The organism is Dongia sp. (genome assembly GCF_041918875.1).
GTDB lineage: Bacteria > Pseudomonadota > Alphaproteobacteria > Dongiales > Dongiaceae > Dongia.
In genome coordinates, this window is the sequence record NZ_JAYRUV010000013.1 from 110271 (window position 1) to 125955 (window position 15685).

Annotated in this window: 21 protein-coding genes; 10 read left to right on the forward strand and 11 right to left on the reverse strand. The window is 62.0% G+C overall.

All coding sequences use genetic code 11. From position 1 onward, the window contains the following. The first annotated feature begins 61 nt into the window (after window positions 1–61). The 5 genes from ACE3TY_RS14880 (at window position 62) to ACE3TY_RS14900 (ending at window position 3334) form a co-directional block, all read left to right on the forward strand. A complete protein-coding gene (locus ACE3TY_RS14880; protein ID WP_374654300.1) occupies window positions 62–943 on the forward strand; it encodes a universal stress protein in 882 nt (293 codons plus the stop codon). A 26-nt stretch (window positions 944–969) separates the two neighbouring features. Beyond that, window positions 970–1272 (forward strand): hypothetical protein, encoded by a 303-nt coding sequence (locus ACE3TY_RS14885; RefSeq protein WP_374654302.1) that lies wholly within the window; start codon window positions 970–972, stop codon window positions 1270–1272. Window positions 1273–1391: 119 nt separating this feature from the next. Beyond that, window positions 1392–1517: a hypothetical protein gene (locus tag ACE3TY_RS14890; RefSeq protein WP_374654304.1), complete on the forward strand. Its 126-nt coding sequence runs from the start codon at window positions 1392–1394 to the stop codon at window positions 1515–1517. A 136-nt stretch (window positions 1518–1653) separates the two neighbouring features. Further along, complete coding sequence (locus ACE3TY_RS14895; RefSeq protein WP_374654306.1) at window positions 1654–2682, forward strand: aspartate-semialdehyde dehydrogenase; 1029 nt, start codon at window positions 1654–1656, stop codon at window positions 2680–2682. Between the two features lie 172 nt (window positions 2683–2854). Then, window positions 2855–3334, forward strand: coding sequence for an N-acetyltransferase family protein (locus tag ACE3TY_RS14900; protein ID WP_374654308.1), 480 nt, complete (start codon window positions 2855–2857; stop codon window positions 3332–3334). Window positions 3335–3367: 33 nt separating this feature from the next. Here ACE3TY_RS14900 and ACE3TY_RS14905 read toward each other — a convergent pair whose 3' ends face one another. The 7 genes from ACE3TY_RS14905 to ACE3TY_RS14935 form a co-directional block, all read right to left on the reverse strand. Continuing rightward, window positions 3368–3904, reverse strand: a complete 537-nt coding sequence (locus tag ACE3TY_RS14905) for a GNAT family N-acetyltransferase (protein WP_374654310.1) — start codon at window positions 3902–3904, stop codon at window positions 3368–3370. Window positions 3905–4239: 335 nt separating this feature from the next. Further along, window positions 4240–4419 carry a hypothetical protein gene (locus tag ACE3TY_RS14910; protein ID WP_374654312.1) on the reverse strand — a complete coding sequence of 60 codons (180 nt, stop codon included), beginning with the start codon at window positions 4417–4419 and terminating at the stop codon, window positions 4240–4242. Then, window positions 4416–4691 carry a hypothetical protein gene (locus ACE3TY_RS14915; RefSeq protein WP_374654314.1) on the reverse strand — a complete coding sequence of 92 codons (276 nt, stop codon included), beginning with the start codon at window positions 4689–4691 and terminating at the stop codon, window positions 4416–4418. The genes ACE3TY_RS14910 and ACE3TY_RS14915 overlap by 4 nt, the downstream gene beginning before the upstream one ends. Before the next feature lie 146 nt (window positions 4692–4837). Next, window positions 4838–5602 (reverse strand): hypothetical protein, encoded by a 765-nt coding sequence (locus tag ACE3TY_RS14920; protein ID WP_374654316.1) that lies wholly within the window; start codon window positions 5600–5602, stop codon window positions 4838–4840. Beyond that, a complete protein-coding gene (locus ACE3TY_RS14925; protein WP_374654318.1) occupies window positions 5599–6075 on the reverse strand; it encodes a hypothetical protein in 477 nt (158 codons plus the stop codon). The genes ACE3TY_RS14920 and ACE3TY_RS14925 overlap by 4 nt, the downstream gene beginning before the upstream one ends. A 145-nt stretch (window positions 6076–6220) precedes the next feature. Then, window positions 6221–7066, reverse strand: coding sequence for a pyridoxal kinase (pdxY, locus tag ACE3TY_RS14930; protein WP_374654320.1), 846 nt, complete (start codon window positions 7064–7066; stop codon window positions 6221–6223). Between the two features lie 114 nt (window positions 7067–7180). Further along, window positions 7181–7927: an SDR family oxidoreductase gene (locus ACE3TY_RS14935; protein WP_374654322.1), complete on the reverse strand. Its 747-nt coding sequence runs from the start codon at window positions 7925–7927 to the stop codon at window positions 7181–7183. A gap of 103 nt (window positions 7928–8030) precedes the next feature. On the opposite strand from ACE3TY_RS14935, the gene ACE3TY_RS14940 reads away from it, so the two are divergent. The 5 genes from ACE3TY_RS14940 (at window position 8031) to ACE3TY_RS14960 (ending at window position 12783) form a co-directional block, all read left to right on the forward strand. Further along, entirely contained in the window at window positions 8031–9092 is a 1062-nt protein-coding gene (locus tag ACE3TY_RS14940; protein WP_374654324.1) for a MaoC family dehydratase, read from the forward strand. Between the two features lie 222 nt (window positions 9093–9314). Continuing rightward, window positions 9315–9749 (forward strand): succinate dehydrogenase, cytochrome b556 subunit, encoded by a 435-nt coding sequence (gene sdhC, locus ACE3TY_RS14945; RefSeq protein ID WP_374654326.1) that lies wholly within the window; start codon window positions 9315–9317, stop codon window positions 9747–9749. After that, a complete protein-coding gene (gene sdhD, locus ACE3TY_RS14950; RefSeq protein ID WP_374654328.1) occupies window positions 9749–10144 on the forward strand; it encodes a succinate dehydrogenase, hydrophobic membrane anchor protein in 396 nt (131 codons plus the stop codon). Before sdhC ends, sdhD begins: the two co-directional genes overlap by 1 nt. A 27-nt stretch (window positions 10145–10171) precedes the next feature. Then, window positions 10172–11995: a succinate dehydrogenase flavoprotein subunit gene (sdhA, locus tag ACE3TY_RS14955; RefSeq protein WP_374654330.1), complete on the forward strand. Its 1824-nt coding sequence runs from the start codon at window positions 10172–10174 to the stop codon at window positions 11993–11995. Between the two features lie 11 nt (window positions 11996–12006). Further along, window positions 12007–12783, forward strand: a complete 777-nt coding sequence (locus tag ACE3TY_RS14960) for a succinate dehydrogenase iron-sulfur subunit (protein ID WP_374654332.1) — start codon at window positions 12007–12009, stop codon at window positions 12781–12783. Window positions 12784–12983: 200 nt separating this feature from the next. Here the strand turns inward: ACE3TY_RS14960 and ACE3TY_RS14965 are convergent, their stop codons facing one another. The 4 genes from ACE3TY_RS14965 to ACE3TY_RS14980 all read right to left on the reverse strand — a co-directional run bounded on the left by ACE3TY_RS14965 (window position 12984) and on the right by ACE3TY_RS14980 (window position 15632). After that, entirely contained in the window at window positions 12984–14027 is a 1044-nt protein-coding gene (locus ACE3TY_RS14965) for a pentapeptide repeat-containing protein (protein ID WP_374654334.1), read from the reverse strand. A 114-nt stretch (window positions 14028–14141) separates the two neighbouring features. Beyond that, entirely contained in the window at window positions 14142–14333 is a 192-nt protein-coding gene (locus ACE3TY_RS14970; RefSeq protein WP_374654336.1) for a DUF2892 domain-containing protein, read from the reverse strand. A 73-nt stretch (window positions 14334–14406) separates the two neighbouring features. Continuing rightward, on the reverse strand, window positions 14407–15069 hold the full coding sequence (locus ACE3TY_RS14975; RefSeq protein ID WP_374654338.1) for a Crp/Fnr family transcriptional regulator: 663 nt from the start codon (window positions 15067–15069) through the stop codon (window positions 14407–14409). Beyond that, the gene (locus ACE3TY_RS14980) at window positions 15066–15632 is read right to left on the reverse strand and encodes a histidine phosphatase family protein (RefSeq protein WP_374654340.1); all 567 of its coding nucleotides are present in this window, start codon (window positions 15630–15632) and stop codon (window positions 15066–15068) included. Before ACE3TY_RS14980 ends, ACE3TY_RS14975 begins: the two co-directional genes overlap by 4 nt. Between the last annotated feature and the right edge of the window lie 53 nt (window positions 15633–15685).

Genomic DNA, 15685 nt, shown 5'->3' on the forward strand with positions numbered 1-15685 from the left:
GCGCCAGACTGGCATCGGTCTTACTGATATGCATCCGCATCAGACATTGGGAGTCTCCGCCATGGCCATTCGACATATCCTCGTGCCGCTGTTCGGTTACGACGGCGACCGCACCTCGCTCGACGCGGCCCTGGTGGTCGCCAAGCGCCATGGCGCCCATATCGCGGTGCTGCATGTCGAGACCGACCCCCTGGAACAGACGCCGCTGATGGTCGATGTCGGCGTCGCCATTACCGAACTGGTCGAAGCGGCCGAGCGCCACGCCGCCCATCGCGCCAAGAATGCGGCCAAGACCTTCGCCGATTGGCAGGCGGCAAGCGGCGTCCCCGTCGATGCGCAGCCCAGCGTGCATCCGGCCGTCACCACCGCCTTCCAGAACATCAAGGGGAACGAGGAAGACCTCATCAGCCGCTACGGGCGCCTCACCGATCTCGTGGTGCTGGCGCGCCCGAAGAAGAACGAAGCCGCCGACCTCATCGCCGTGCGCATCGAAGACGTGCTGTTCGGGGCCGGCCGGCCCGTCCTCCTGGTGCCCAACGGAATCTCGGCCGAGGCCTTGGCGCATATCGAGGACGGGCCGGCGCTTATCGCCTGGAACGGCAGCATCGAAGCCACGCGGGCCGTCACCGCCGGCCTCGACCTCATCAAGGCGATGGGCAAGGTGCGCGTGGTCTCGATCAAGGAAGGCAAGCGCGACGCCCATCCAGCGGGCGACCTCACCCATTTCCTGGCCTGGCACGGCGTTTCCTGCAGCGTCGGCGAGGTGGCGGCGGATGTCCATAAGGCGACCGCCGACCATTTCCTCAATGCCGCGCGCGAGGCCAAGGCGACGCTCATCGTCATGGGCGCCTATAGCCATGGGCGTCTCCGGCAGCTAGTGTTGGGTGGTGTGACCAGCCATATGATCGACGCCGCCGACCTGCCGGTGTTGATGGCGCATTGAGACGGGCGCATTGAGACAGGGGTGCGATGGGGGCGGGACGGAGATCGCTTCTGCTGAGTTTGGCCGTGCTGGCGGGGAGTAGTCTCCCCGCCGCCGCCAACTGCCCCTGCCCCAAATCGAAGATGATCGAGCTTTACGGCACGGTTTCGATGTTCCCGCCGCAGCTGCCGGGACCCCGCCTTGCCCAGCCGCACCGGACGGCGCCCAAGCCTGCCGTCGCGGTGACGGCCCTTCCAAGCATGGGCGAGGTTGTGCGGCAGATGCCGACACCCGCTCTCGACCGGATCGGTAATCCGCTGCTCTGGGATCCTGTTTTCGTTGAGCAATAAAATTACGCCTGAGCCTTTTGGGCCGCCTGCGGCGCAAAGTCTCTCGACAAGCCGGGCGGGTCCGGTATAAAAAGCGCCGTTTCGACGGTTCAGCCGTCGTTTTGTTAGGGTCGATGGCGATGCGCGTATTTGCGGATCATGGGACGAAGGTGACGGGGACGGCTCTGCCGGCCGGCATCATCGCCTGCGCTATCGCCACCACCAAGACCGCCACCAAGACCACCGGTAAAACCACCGGGGTCTGAACGCGGCCATTGGGTTTTCATCCCAGGACAAAGGCCGCAGCTCGATGCGGCCTTTTTGTTTTTGGGCATTTGTTGACCGGTTTCCCCAGCCAGCTTTTGGCTGGGCGCCAAGTTTTGAGAGAGAAGTGAGGACATCATGGGTTATCGCGTAGCCGTGGTCGGCGCCACGGGCAATGTCGGGCGGGAAATGCTGCAGATCCTCTCCGAACGCCAGTTCCCGGTTTCGGAAGTCATTCCGCTGGCCTCGGAACGCTCGGCCGGTTCCGAAATCTCCTTCGGCGAGGATGAGGTGCTGAAGGTCCGCGCGCTGGAGAAGTTCGACTTCAAGGGCACCGACATCGTCCTCTCCTCGGCGGGCGCCAAAGTCTCGGCCGCCTTCGCGCCGCGTGCCGCGTCGGCCGGCGCCGTCATCATCGACAATACCAGCCATTTCCGCATGGACCCGGACGTGCCGCTGGTGGTGCCGGAAGTGAACCCCCAGGCCATCGCCGGCTATACCAAGAAGAACATCATCGCCAACCCGAACTGCTCGACCATCCAGATGGTGGTGGCGCTGAAACCCCTCCACGACATCGCCAAGATCAGCCGCGTGGTGGTGGCGACCTATCAGTCGGTTTCGGGTGCGGGCAAGGAAGGCATGGACGAACTCTTCAACCAGACGCGCGGCGTCTATATGAACCAGTCGCCCGAACGCACCAAGTTCACCAAGCAGATCGCCTTCAACGTCATTCCGCATATCGACGTCTTCATGCAGGACGGCTTTACCAAGGAAGAATGGAAGATGACGGTCGAGACCAAGAAGATTCTCGATCCCAGCATCAATGTGGTGGCGACCTGCGTGCGCGTGCCGGTCTTCATCAGCCATTCGGAAGCGGTGCATATCGAGTTCGAAAGCGAGATGAGCGTCGAAGCCGCCCGCGCCGCCCTGCGTTCCGCCCCCGGCATCACCGTGGTCGATCACCGCGCCGATGAAGGCTATGTGACACCCTTGGAAGTGGCCGGCGAGGACAATGTCTATATCAGCCGCATCCGCAAGGACCCGACCGTGAAGCACGGCATCGCCCTCTGGGTGGTTGGCGACAACCTCCGGAAGGGTGCGGCCTTGAACGCCGTCCAGATCGCCGAGGTGCTGGCGCAGGACTATCTGAAGCAGAAGGCGGCGTAAGTCGGATTGCTGCAAGCACCCCCTCTCCCCGACCCTCCCCCACAGTCGGCGAATGCCGACATTCGTCGGCGGGCGGGGGGAGGGAGAAGAAAGAGCTTGGTCGAGTCCCCTCTCCCTCACGTGGGAGAGGGTTAGGGAGAGGGGGGGAGCGACAAGCGCTGCCTCACCTAACATGCCGTACCCGTCCATTACCCTGCGCCCTGCTACTCCCGCCGACTACGCAAGCATGCGCGCCCTCGATGATCGCCTCATCGCCGAAGCCGCCTTGCCCGGCGCCACCCGCGCAGATTTCCAGCGCTTCCAACACCGCTTCACCGATTCAGCGCTCGCCGACAAAGATCCCAAGAGCCGCCTCATCGTTGCCGAAGACGAGAACGGCGCCATCCTCGGCTACATGCACCTGAAGCCCACCCACGACGATGTCCTCGATCGCGAAACCGGCTATCTCAGCATCATCGCCGTCGCTGAAAGTGCAACCGGCAAAGGCGTCGGCCGCCTACTGATGAAAGCCGCCGAGGATTGGGCGCGCGAGCAGGGCTACCCGTCCCTGCTGCTGGATGTGTTTGCCAGCAATGAGACGGCAATTGGCTTCTATAAGAAAAATCGGTTTGGTGAGGATAGCGTTAGGTTCAGAAAGAAGCTGGCTAGGTGAAATTGTAAAGTCGAGGATATCGCTTAAACACGCTCACCCCCCGGTAAGTTCGATCAGCGATTGAGATGGAAGAATCATTAGGGGGTACTTTCTCTCATCTCGCTGTCGAAAGCCGTATTTATGGTAGAGCTTCGCGACCTCAGGAGTTAGCGCATTTAATGCCACTCCAAAGACCCCAACGTTGCGAACGACCATACCGCATCGCTCAAGGAGATTTCCGAGAAGCATCGTCCCTATATTTTGATTCTGAAATTCTCGCCGCACGCCTATGTAGTGGACATAAATAAACGGCACGAACTTTCTGCCTTCTCCGGCACGAACGATGTCCGCGTCCATACCACCGGGGTCTTGAGCTAAGATGCCGAGGCAATAGAATCCATACGCTTGCTCTATACCGTCCATATGCGCACAGAAAACTCTGGCGCGATGCATGCTTTGCCATTCGCAGCATTTGTCTATGTTGCGATCTGCTGTGGATTCACCGCACTCAAAATCTTTAAGTGCGACAGATCTATCTTTAAGAAGCGTGTATTTAAGACTGCGGATGTCTGGCGTCGGGAGCGCAGTCATCGTTACTGTTCTTTTGATAGAACTCGTAAGCGCGCCTTAGTTCGGGGGTCACCCCGCCCGTATCGCGATAAACCTGCTGGCAGAATTCGTAAGCTTCTTTTTCGCTCGCGAATACGGACTTCTCTTTCTTCTCTCCGCCAGCCGCCCGGCGAAGAAAATCCATGAGAGACGGTATGGCCATTAATTTGGTCCCAGCGAGAAATTCGAGTCGATGCGTCTATCAAACATAGATGCTGGTCACCCAAATGTCAACAATTTTATCAAGAAAATCATGCAGTTAGCTAAGTCATTGAAAGAATCGAACTTTACGAGATGATGCCATTCTGTTCCGCGTGCTAAGCACGCAGCGCTGCGGCCCATTTGTCCTGGGTCCCGATGATGCAGAGCTTGTCGGAGTTCGTGGCGGCAGTCTCGGTGACGATGTGGCTCATGCCGAGGACGGCGGCGCGATGGCGGCTTTCAGATTCTGGTCGCGCGTGTAGCGGGCAGCGCGTCCTATAGACTTCTCTACTCATGATCGAGAACTTGGCCAGCGCCTGCGCAAGATCAATACGGCCGCAACACAGACTGCGGCTTCGATACCAGTGATGAAAACAAAAGGGATGCCCACATTGGCGAACAGAAACATGGCGTCGTGAGCCAGCGCAAGATCGCCAGTAGCAGGATCAAAGAACTCGCCCTGATTGTTGTCCTGAAACGCCACATACATCATCCATGATCCGAACAACAGACTGACAAATAGATTCAAGCCCAGAGTCCAGACAAGCCAACGTTTGCGCAATGTCATGGCTGCTGGGTTCCTTTGTGGCTTTCCCAGGGCTTCTGGGCATAGAGGTTTGCCACTCTGGCCCCATAGTCGGTCACATTCTCCGCCTTGTGGCTGTTATAGACAGACGCGATATGGGAAATGGGTGCTCCCGCTGGCAAGTTGTTCTATACCGCCTTGATCATCCGGGCACCTGCCATGATGTTGGCCTCCGGATCTTGCAGTTCTTCTCTCGTGCCAAAGGCATCACCCCAAAAAACGACATTTATGTTCATCGGCAAAATGGAATCGTTGCCATTGTACCATGAAACGAGATTATCATAATATCCATGCGTCGTTTCGAGATACATGATCGCTTTCATGAGGTCGGGATCAACGTCGAATTCCTTTGCGACCCTCTCGATGATAGGGGCGTATTTGCCGACTTCCGACCAATCGTCATCTTCGATAAAGGGCGCGCTTCCGTTAGCGTCTGGATTGTCCTTTACTTCAAACAGGCAGCCGCCGTTGTCCAATATGCATTGCTTCCGCGTGGCATCGTCCACCGCTAATTTGGGCCGTGAAGATATCTTTTCTGCGGCGCTACCGGACATCTTGTCGGCGCGTTTCTCAGCCCGCAGACGGCTTGCCTCATTCTGTCGGGCGCGCTCATTTTCTTCGTCACGCACTCGTATGCGATCTCGTTCACGATAGAAGCGAAGAATTTCATCCTCAGGTCCGGGCAGGTTATTGATTGTTGTGTCGGGCTTTCCTTGCTGCTGCAGCTTGCGGCGGATTTTTTTGATCTCGTCGCTCTCCGCCGTTGCATCATTGGCAGCATAGATCCATCCATCGTCGAAGCCCTGGTAGAAGATCGGCAGGCCGCTGATCTCGGTGCTGTCGCCGGGCAGCGTTTTTTCGATCTGGGCTTTGAGGCGCTCCTGGTCCTTCATCGGCGCGGGATCGCCGAGATGGGCCTTGTCGGGGTCGACGCCGGATTGCGCATAGTGGCGGATGAGGGCCGTGCGTTCCTCGGCGCGCCGAAAGGGTGCTTGAGCGGAACCTCGGCGATGTTGACGAGGTCTTCGATTTTCGGCTCGGGTGTCGCCGCCCCGCGCCGCTCGTCGATATAGGCATCGGCAATGGCTTGCGCTTGTTTCGGGCTCGCCGTGACGGCGGGCGACCAGTTGTAGAGCTTGCCGCCGACCTCGAACTGGTTGCCCTTGAGCTTGAGGCCGGTCGTTCGGTAGGTCTCCTGCTCGGATTGCGGGGCTGGATGCGCCTCCGTCCAGCGGACCGGATTCACGCCTTGAGAATGCAGGTGCCGTGCAAGTTTGGTTTTTTCCTGCAGCGCCTCGGTTCTGGAATCAATCGGCGCCGGGGAAGTCTTAGAGTCATCGATACGCTTGGTCAGCGGCGGACGCATGGGCAGGCCTCCAGAGTGTTACGCATATACGCATAATACAGTGCAAACGCGCTTTTTGGAAGCAAAAAGTTCCGTGTTTGTTCTTTTTCTGCTTGCAGCGACCTCATGGCATGGAAAGGCGTTTGAAATCAAATGGCTAGAAAAGCTACCGCCCCAGGGCCGCGGCCCATTTGTCCTGGGTCTCGATGATGCAGAGCTCGTCGGAGCTCGTGGCGGCGGTCTCGCTGACGATGTGGCTCATGCCGAGGACGGCGGCGTCGATGGCGGCCTTGAGGTTCTGGTCGCGCAGATAGCGGGCGGTGAAGAGAGCGGCGAAGGCGTCGCCCGTGCCGGAGGCAAAGAGCGGGTGGCGCTTGGTGACCGCCATCGAGATCGTGCCGGGATCGCCGGGCGATTGCCGCGCGAGGGCGATGACGGCAAGCTCGTCCGGATGGCCGGGGTCTGGAATGCCGGTGCCGATGATGGCGCGGGCCAGCGTGCGCTTGGCCAAGGCGTGGAGCGCATCAACTGCCTGCGCGCGGGAGTTCACCTCGAGCCCCGTGAGATGCCCCAGCTCATAGACATTGGGCGAGAGCACGTCGGCGATGGGGACGAGGATCGAGGAGAGGGCCAGGGCCAGCTCCGGCTTCACATACATGGCGCCCTGGTCGCCGATCACGGGATCGAAGATGTAGATCGCACGCGGATTGAGCGCCTTGATCTCAGCCACCACTTCGGCAACCAGAGTGGCGGTCTCCGGCGCACCCAGATAGCCGGTGAGGATCGCATTGGCCTTGCCGAGGACACCGAGCTTCCGCACCCCGTCGATGAGCTCGCGCACCTGGGCCGCTTCCAGCACGCGGCCTGTCACAGTCTTGTGGGCGAGGTGGTTGGAAAAGAGCACGGTGGGTGCCGCCCAGACCGGATGCCCCATGCGCTCCAGGATGAAGCGCGAGGCCTGGTGGCCGACATGGCCGTAAACGACCTCGGACTGGATGGAGAGAATGGGCATGGGCTTTGGGACTTGTTGATGTTGTGGGGCAAAACGCGGCTCGGAGCCTAGGCAATCGTCCGGGGCTCCGCAACGCCGATCATGTCTCGGTACAGTTCGGCCCAGGGCCTGGGATCAGCGCCCGCCGCTGACATCCAGGAGCGCACCGGTGATGTAGGAAGATTCGTCCGACAGTAGAAAGAGGATGGCATTTGCGACCTCATCCGCCGTGCCGGGGCGGGCCAGGGGCACGTTGACGGCGAGGCGGAAGGCGCGGTCGGGGGCGCCGCCACTGGCATGAATCTCGGTATCGATGAGGCCCGGGCGGATGGCGTTGACGCGGATGCCCACGGGCGCCAGTTCCTTGGAGAGTCCGATGGTCATGGTGTCGATGGCACCCTTGGAGCCGGCATAATCGACATATTCACCCGGCGAGCCCAGGCGTGCGGCGGCCGAGGACAGATTGACGAGGCTGCCACCTTTTCCACCGCGATCCGTGCCCATGCGCCGCGCGGCCTCCCGCGCCACCAGATAGGCGCCGGTCACATTGACCGCGAACATCCTTTGCAAGCGCAGGGCGCTCATCTCGGCAAGCTTCAGGCCCGGTGCCACAATGCCGGCATTGTTGACGACGCCATTGATGGGCCCGAAGGCATCTTGCGTGGCGTCGAACATGGCGAGGACATCGCTTTCATTGGCGACATCGCCCTTGATGGCGATGGCCTTGCCGCCGGCAGCCGTCACCGCCGCCACGGTCTCGGCCGCCGCCTTCTCGTTGCCGGCATAATTGACGCCGACCGACCAGCAGCGCTTGCCGCACTGAATGGCAACGGCCCGCCCGATGCCGCGCGATGCGCCGGTGATGAGGATGTTGCGCGACATGTTGCCTCCGCTTGCGACCTTGGTCTCGATTTGCACCGCGCCAAAGCCTATGCGATATGCTGCTATCCTGACTAGGCACAAGCGATGGACAGGGACCCGGCAAGTGACCACACCCAAGACCAACCCAGGCAATTTCTTCGAGGATTTCAGGCTGGGGCAGGAGATTCTCCATGCGGTGCCGCGTACGGTGACCGAGGGGGATGTGGCACTTTATATCGGGCTCACCGGGTCTCGCTTTGCGCTTCATTCGTCGGACAGTTTTGCGCAGAGCATCGGCTATGCGGGGGCGCCGATTGACGATCTGCTGGCCTTCCATCTCATCTTCGGGCGCACGGTCGCGGATATCTCGCTCAATGCCGTGGCCAATCTCGGTTACGCGGTGGGAAAGTTCGGCGTGCCGCTTTATCCCGGCGACACCATCATCGCGCAATCGAAGGTGATCGGGCTCAAGGAGAATTCGAATCACGAAACCGGCATCGTCTATGTGCATTCGGTCGGGCGCAACCAGGCCGGCGAAGTGGTGCTGGATTATGTGCGCTGGGTGATGGTGCGTAAGCGCGACACCCTGGCGCCGGCGCCGGAAGCGCATATTCCGCAACTGCCGGCAGCACTCGATGTGGGCGAGTTCGAGGTGCCGGAGGAACTGGACCTCGCGGCCTATGACGACGAACTCGCGGGCTCGCCTTTCCTGTGGGAGGATTACGCGGCAGGCGAGCGCATCGACCATGTCGACGGCATGACGCTCGAGGAATCCGACCATATGATGGCGACGCGCCTTTATCAGAACAATGCCAAGGTGCATTTCAACCAGCATACCGAGGGGCAGGGCCGTTTCGGCCGCCGCCTCATCTATGGCGGGCATATCATCAGCCTGGCGCGGGCGCTCTCGTTCAACGGCCTCGCCAACGCCTTCCGCATCGCCGCCATCAATGGCGGGCGCCATGTGAATCCGAGCTTTGCCGGCGACACGATCTATGCCTGGTCGCAAGTGCTGGAGAAGATTGAGATTCCGGGGCGCGGCGATATCGGCGGCCTGCGGTTGCGAACCATTGCCACCAAGGATGCGCCCTGCGCCACCTATCCGGGCCCGAATACGACAGGAAAATATCCCGAAAGCGTCGTATTGGACCTCGATTACACCGTCTTGATGAAACGACGCGGGTAAGCACAAACTTGTCGCTATCAGCTTGCATTCGTTGACGGTGTGGTAACAATTCAGTATCAAGATCACGCTTTCTGCTGCACTGCAGAAGTTTCGGACCGTATCTAAAAGGTCCACGACCCAAGGGGCCCGATCGGGAGAGGGTGGGTTCCTGAGGTAAACCAGCTTGCACCGGCCGCCCAAATCCTCCCAAGGGCAGGTGCAAGGTATCGGACGGGAAATATCATGGCCGAAAGCCTGCCGACGGGCGTCCAAAAGAATCCAGCTGGGCCCCATTCAAGACCGCTAAGTCCTCATCTGCAGGTCTATAAGCCGCAGCTCACTTCTGTGACGTCGATCCTGCACCGTTTCTCCGGCATCGCTCTGTCGGCCGGGGTGCTCTATCTCCTGTGCTGGCTGATCGCCGCCGCCAATGGCGCGGAACAATTCGACCGGCTGCAGGATTTCAACGGCAGCTTCGTCGGCCGCATTCTGCTGTTCGGCTGGTCGATCGCCTTCTTCTATCACCTCCTCAACGGCATCCGGCATCTTGCCTGGGATGCGGGCTTCGGTTTCGAACTGCCCACCGCGGCCAAGTCCGGCTATGCGGTGCTGATCGGCACCGCGATCCTCACCGTCGCCGCCTGGCTCGCCGGCTATTTCCAGATGGGGGCGTTCTGATGGCGCATTCCGAAAACTCGCTGCGTTCCAGGCTCGGCCAGGCGCGCGGCCTCGGCTCCGCCCACGAAGGCGTGCATCATTGGTGGGCGCAGCGCATGTCGGCCTTGGCGCTCATTCCCTTGAGCCTGTGGCTGGTGGCGGCGCTCGTCTGCAATGCCGGCGCCGATTACGCAGTGGTCAGCCAATGGCTGTCGAGCCCGTTCACGCTGGGGGCGCTGGGCCTCACCATCCTCATCACCGTCTATCATGCGGTTCTCGGGCTGCAGGTCGTGGTCGAGGATTACATTCACGCCCAGCCGACCAAGCTCATCCTCATGATCCTGCTGCCGATGGGCGGTGTCGCCCTGGTGGTCGCGGCGATCGTCTCGCTGCTGGTCATCGCCTTCACCGGCTGAGCCTGCAAATTCAAGAAGTGAAGCATCATGGCTGATACAGCAAATAGCGCGCCGAAGATCAACGGAACCGCCTACCCGTTCGTCGATCATGTCTATGACGTGGTCGTGGTCGGCGCCGGCGGTGCCGGCCTCCGCGCCACTTTCGGCATGGCCGAAAAGGGCTTGAAGACCGCCTGCATTTCCAAGGTCTATCCGACCCGTTCCCACACCGTGGCGGCGCAAGGCGGCATCTCCGCCTCGCTCGGCAATATGGGGCCGGACGATTGGCGCTGGCACATGTACGACACGGTCAAGGGCTCCGATTGGCTGGGCGACCAGGACGCCATCGAATATATGTGCCGCGAAGCGGTGCCGGCGATCATCGAGCTCGAGCATTACGGCGTGCCCTTCAGCCGCACCGAGGAAGGCAAGATCTATCAGCGCCCCTTCGGCGGCATGACCACGGAATTTGGCAAGGGCATCGCGCAGCGCACCTGTGCCGCCGCCGACCGCACCGGCCACGCCATCCTGCACACGCTCTATCAGCAGGCGCTGAAGCATCGCGCCGAATTCTTCGTCGAATATTTCGCCCTCGACCTCATCATGGACGATGAAGGCGTCTGCGTCGGCGTTGTCGCCTGGAACCTCGACGACGGCTCGATCCACCGCTTCCATGCCAAGCTGGTCGTGTTGGCGACCGGCGGTTACGGCCGCGCCTTCTTCTCGGCCACGTCGGCGCACACCTGCACGGGCGACGGCAATGCGATGGTGCTGCGCGCCGGCCTGCCGCTGCAGGACATGGAGTTCATCCAGTTCCACCCGACCGGCATCTATGGCGCCGGCTGCCTCATCACCGAAGGTGTCCGCGGCGAAGGCGGGTATCTGACCAATTCGGCGGGCGAGCGGTTCATGGAACGCTATGCGCCCTCGGCCAAGGATCTGGCCAGCCGCGACGTCGTCTCCCGCGCCATGACGATGGAAATCCGCGAAGGCCGCGGCGTGGGTCCCTTGAAGGATCACATCCATCTCCACATCGAACATCTCGACCCGAAGATCATTCACGAACGCCTGCCCGGCATCGCCGAGACGGCGCGCATCTTCGCCGGCGTGGATGTGACCCGCGAACCGATCCCGGTCCTGCCGACCTGCCACTACAATATGGGCGGCGTGCCCACCAATTACCGCACCGAAGTCGTCACCAAGAAGGACGGCAATCCGGACAGCGTGGTGCCGGGCCTGATGGCGATCGGCGAGGCGGCCTGCGTCTCGGTCCACGGCGCCAACCGCTTGGGCTCCAACTCGCTGCTCGATCTCGTCGTCTTCGGCCGCTCCGCCGCGATCCGCGCCACTGAGATCGTGAAGGGTGGCGAAAAGCACCGCAACCTGCCCAAGAATGCCGGCGACAAGGCGATCGAGCGTCTCGACCGACTGCGTAATGCCAGGGGCGATATTCCCACGGCGAAACTCCGCCTCGACATGCAGAAGATCATGCAGAACGATTGCGCGGTCTATCGCACCGGCAAGACGCTCAAAGAGGGCGTCGACAAGATCCGCGACGTGTTCGGCCAGCGTCACCGCGTCAAGGTCGAGGACCGCTCGCTCATCTGGAACAGCGATCTCGTCGAGACCCTGGAACTCGACAACCTCATGTACCAGGCACTGGTCGCGATCGAATCCGCCGCCAACCGCGAGGAGAGCCGCGGCGCCCAGGCGCGCGAGGATTTCCCCAACCGCGATGACGAGAAGTGGATGAAGCACACCATCTCGTGGATCGACGAGAGCGGCAGGGTGACGCTCGACTATCGTCCCGTCCACATGACGACCTTGAGCAACGACGTTCAGGTCTTCCCGCCCAAAGCCCGCGTGTACTAAGGACCGTCATCATGGCCGAACTGACACTGCCAGCGAATTCGAAACCCACCGTCGGCAAGACCTGGAAGGCACCGGCGGGGGCGAAGAACATCAAGTTGTTCAAGATCTATCGCTGGGACCCGGATACCGGCGCCAATCCGCGCGTCGACTCGTATGAAGTCGATATGGATTCTTGCGGGCCGATGATCCTGGACGCGATCATCAAGATCAAGAATGAGATGGATTCGACCCTCACCTTCCGCCGCTCCTGCCGCGAAGGCGTCTGCGGGTCGTGCGCCATGAACATCGACGGCACCAACACGCTGGCCTGCACCAAGTTCACGTCGGAAGTGAAGGGCGAGGTGAAGATCTACCCGCTGCCGCACATGCCGGTGGTGAAGGATCTGGTGCCCGACCTCACCCATATCTTCGCGCAATATGAAACGATCGAGCCCTGGCTGAAATCCGATACGCCGCCGCAGACGCGCGAGCGCCTGCAGTCGCCGCAGGAACGCGCCAAGCTCGATGGCCTGTGGGAGTGCATCCTCTGCTTCTCCTGCTCGACCTCCTGCCCCAGCTATTGGTGGAACGGCGACCGGTATCTGGGCCCGGCCATCCTGCTGCAGGCCTATCGCTGGATCGCCGACACGCGCGACGAGGCAGCTGGCGAACGGCTGGATCAGCTCGAAGACCCGTTCCGCCTCTATCGCTGCCACACCATCATGAACTGCACCAAGACCTGCCCCAAGGGTCTGAACCCCGCGAAGGCCATCGGCGAGATCAAGAAGCTGATGGTCGAGCGGCGCTAAGCTGTTCCGCTCCAAACGTCATCCCCGGGCGTGACCCGGGAATCTGGTTTGACTGGGCTCTGTCCTTCAGTTGCGAACTGATGCCCGGGTCAAGCCCGGGCATGACGGCTTGAGAGCGAATGCTAAAGCCCGAAGACCTCTTTCATTTGCCGGCAGTAGATGCTGACACCTCTCCCGAAGTCAGAACGGTCTCGCCAAGGTCAGCTCCGCAGGCCGCGGGTCTTTACCGGCAGGCCTGGTATTTCGCCGGTTTTGGCGCCGCTTGCGGCGAGGCCCCGCTGATGCGCCTCGCGCAGATCGGCGCCGCGCAGATCCGCTTCCGACACATCCGCCTCCGACAGGTTGGCGCCCTGCAGGTCGGTCGCCAGCAGCCAGGCCCGCTTGAGGTTGGCGCGTGTCAGGCGGCAGCCGACGAGGCGGGCGGCGGCAAGATTGGTGCGGCTGAGATCGAGGCCGGAGAGATCGAACCCTTCGAGCTCCAGGCGCTTTCCGGCCTGGCCGAGGCTGTTGACCCAGCGCGCGTGCAGGCCCAGCCGCTCCCTCACCTCGTCATCCGACAGGCGTGGGGCGGAGCCCACCGGCAATTGCGCCGCGCGTACCTGGTCGCGCGTCACCTGGTCGACCGAGGCGTGGGTGAAATCGGCATTCTCGACCTCGGCCTGGGTCAGGCGGATGGCAAGTAATTCGGCGGCGGCGAAATTGCTGCGGCGGAGGTCGGCGCCGGAAAAATCCGTCTCCAGCAGATAGGCGCCGGAAAAATCGACGCTCACCAGCTTGGCGTCCTTGAAGACGGTCTGAGCGAGCTTGGCGCCACGGAATCGACAGGCGGGCGCTTCGTCCCAATTGGCGTCGCCCCCGCTGCGCTGGGTGAAGTCCTGCCGAAGGTCGGCGGCGGAAAGAGCCGTCCTCGTCATGTCGCTGCCATGAAAGACGGCACCGCGCATGTCGGCGCGCTCGAAATTGGCCCCGGTCATATCGGCCTCGTCGAAGACCGAGCCGGTGAGGATCGCGCCGCGGAAAGAGGTCCCGCGCAGTGTCGAGCGTTCGAAGTTGCACCGCACCATATAGGCGTCGGTGAAATCCATATGGCTGAGGTCGAGCTTGGAAAGATTGCACTCGCTCAGCATCAGCCGCTGGCCGTTGACCCGGCCCAGCCGCCAATTGCGGTGCACTTCGGCCAGCCGGCGAAGCGCCCCGGCATTGAGGGTCAGCTTTTTTAGAACCTTGGGCGCCTGCGGATCCATTCATGGCACCGATGCTGCGACTCGAAGCCGCTATGGTGCCGTTCCCAATACCGCGTCACAAGCAGGATGTTGCCGAAGGGGCCGGACAGCCGGCAGACCCTCCGGCTGGTTGGATTACTTCTTGAGGCCGCACGTATTGAGGCCAATCAGGCGATAGGCCGGGCAGAAGCCGATAAGGGCCGTGGCCAAGGGCACGATGCCGATCCAGCCCCACTGCGTCTGCGGCCCGACGAAGACCAGGGCGATGAGGACCAGGCCGATGATCACGCGCAGCGCGCGATCGGCGTTGCCGATGTTCTTTCCCATGATGATTCTCCTCTCGATTTCACAACGATGAGCGGAGATTAGGCGCTCTGCCGCCGACCCTTCTGTGACTAGGTCACGGTGCGCCACCCGCCACCTGCGACAAGGCGTCCCGGTCGCCGAGCGCAATCTGCCCACGGGTGAGCTTCAGCCAGCCGCGCCGCTCGAATTCCTTCAACTGCCGGCTTACCACCTCGCGCGCGGTGCCCAGTTCGGCGGCGATATCCTGATGCGTCAGGCTGAGGATCGCTTCCTTGCGGGCGAGCAGATAGTCGGCCAGCCTCGCATCGATGCGGCGGAAGGCGACATCCTCCAGCAGCGCCACGATGTCCTGCAGCCTGGTGGCCAGCGTCGAGAAAATCAGCTGGCGGAAGGGCTGACTGGTCGCGACCAGTTCCTGGAACAGGCCCTGCGGCAGCGCAAAGCCGGCGATATCGGTCTCCGCCACCAGTTCGGCGCCCAGGGAAAGCTCGCCCAGCAGGGCGGCGGCGGAAAGCACGCAGGTCTCGCCGGCGGCAACGCGGTAGAGCACGATTTCGCGCCCGCCTTCGCTGATGCCGCGTACCTTGACGATGCCTGCTGTGAGGAGGACGAAATGCGGCAGCGCGTCGCCGGGTCGCGCCAGGACGGTGCCGGCGGGTGCCGCGACCGGCTGTGCCGCCTCGGCGATCCTCCGCGCCGCCGTTTCATCGAGCCGGCCCAGTGGCGCGAAGGCCGCGAGAAGTGCTGGATCGATCATGCCTGGCCCTCCAGGACGCCGGCCAGGATGTCGACCTGCCATTGCGCCGCCTGCGGGCGGAAACGGACCAAAGTCGTGTTGGCGATATCCATGCCGACCGGCAGGCCCAGCAGAGATTCCAGCGCCCAGACGACCCCGCCATGGGCCACGACCAGGACCGGGCCTGGCAGGTTCAGTGCTGCCAGCATGCCGCGCCGGATGCGTTGAGTGAAATCGGCAAAGCTCTCGACACCGTCGCGCAGAGCGCCGCCGCGCCAATCGGCGAACCAGCCCCGCGGTTCAGTACCCTCGTAGGGGCCGACATCGAATTCCCGGAGTTCGCCGACGAGATGCAGTTCCAGGCCAAGATCGCGGTTGAGGATCTCCGCGGTCTGCCGGGCACGGGAGAGAGGCGATGCAGCGATGCTGCGGAAGCCGTGATTCCCCATCGCCGCGCGCAGCGCCTCGGCCTGCGCGGCGCCATTGGCATTCAAGGGAATGTCGCGCCAGCCCTGCATGCGGCCGGCGCGGTTCCAATCGGTTTCACCGTGGCGCACGAAATGGAAGGGAATGCGGGGCAGCATGGGAACCGTCTTGGCAGGGGCTGGGATGCCAACTTGACCTAATCCGCTGCTTT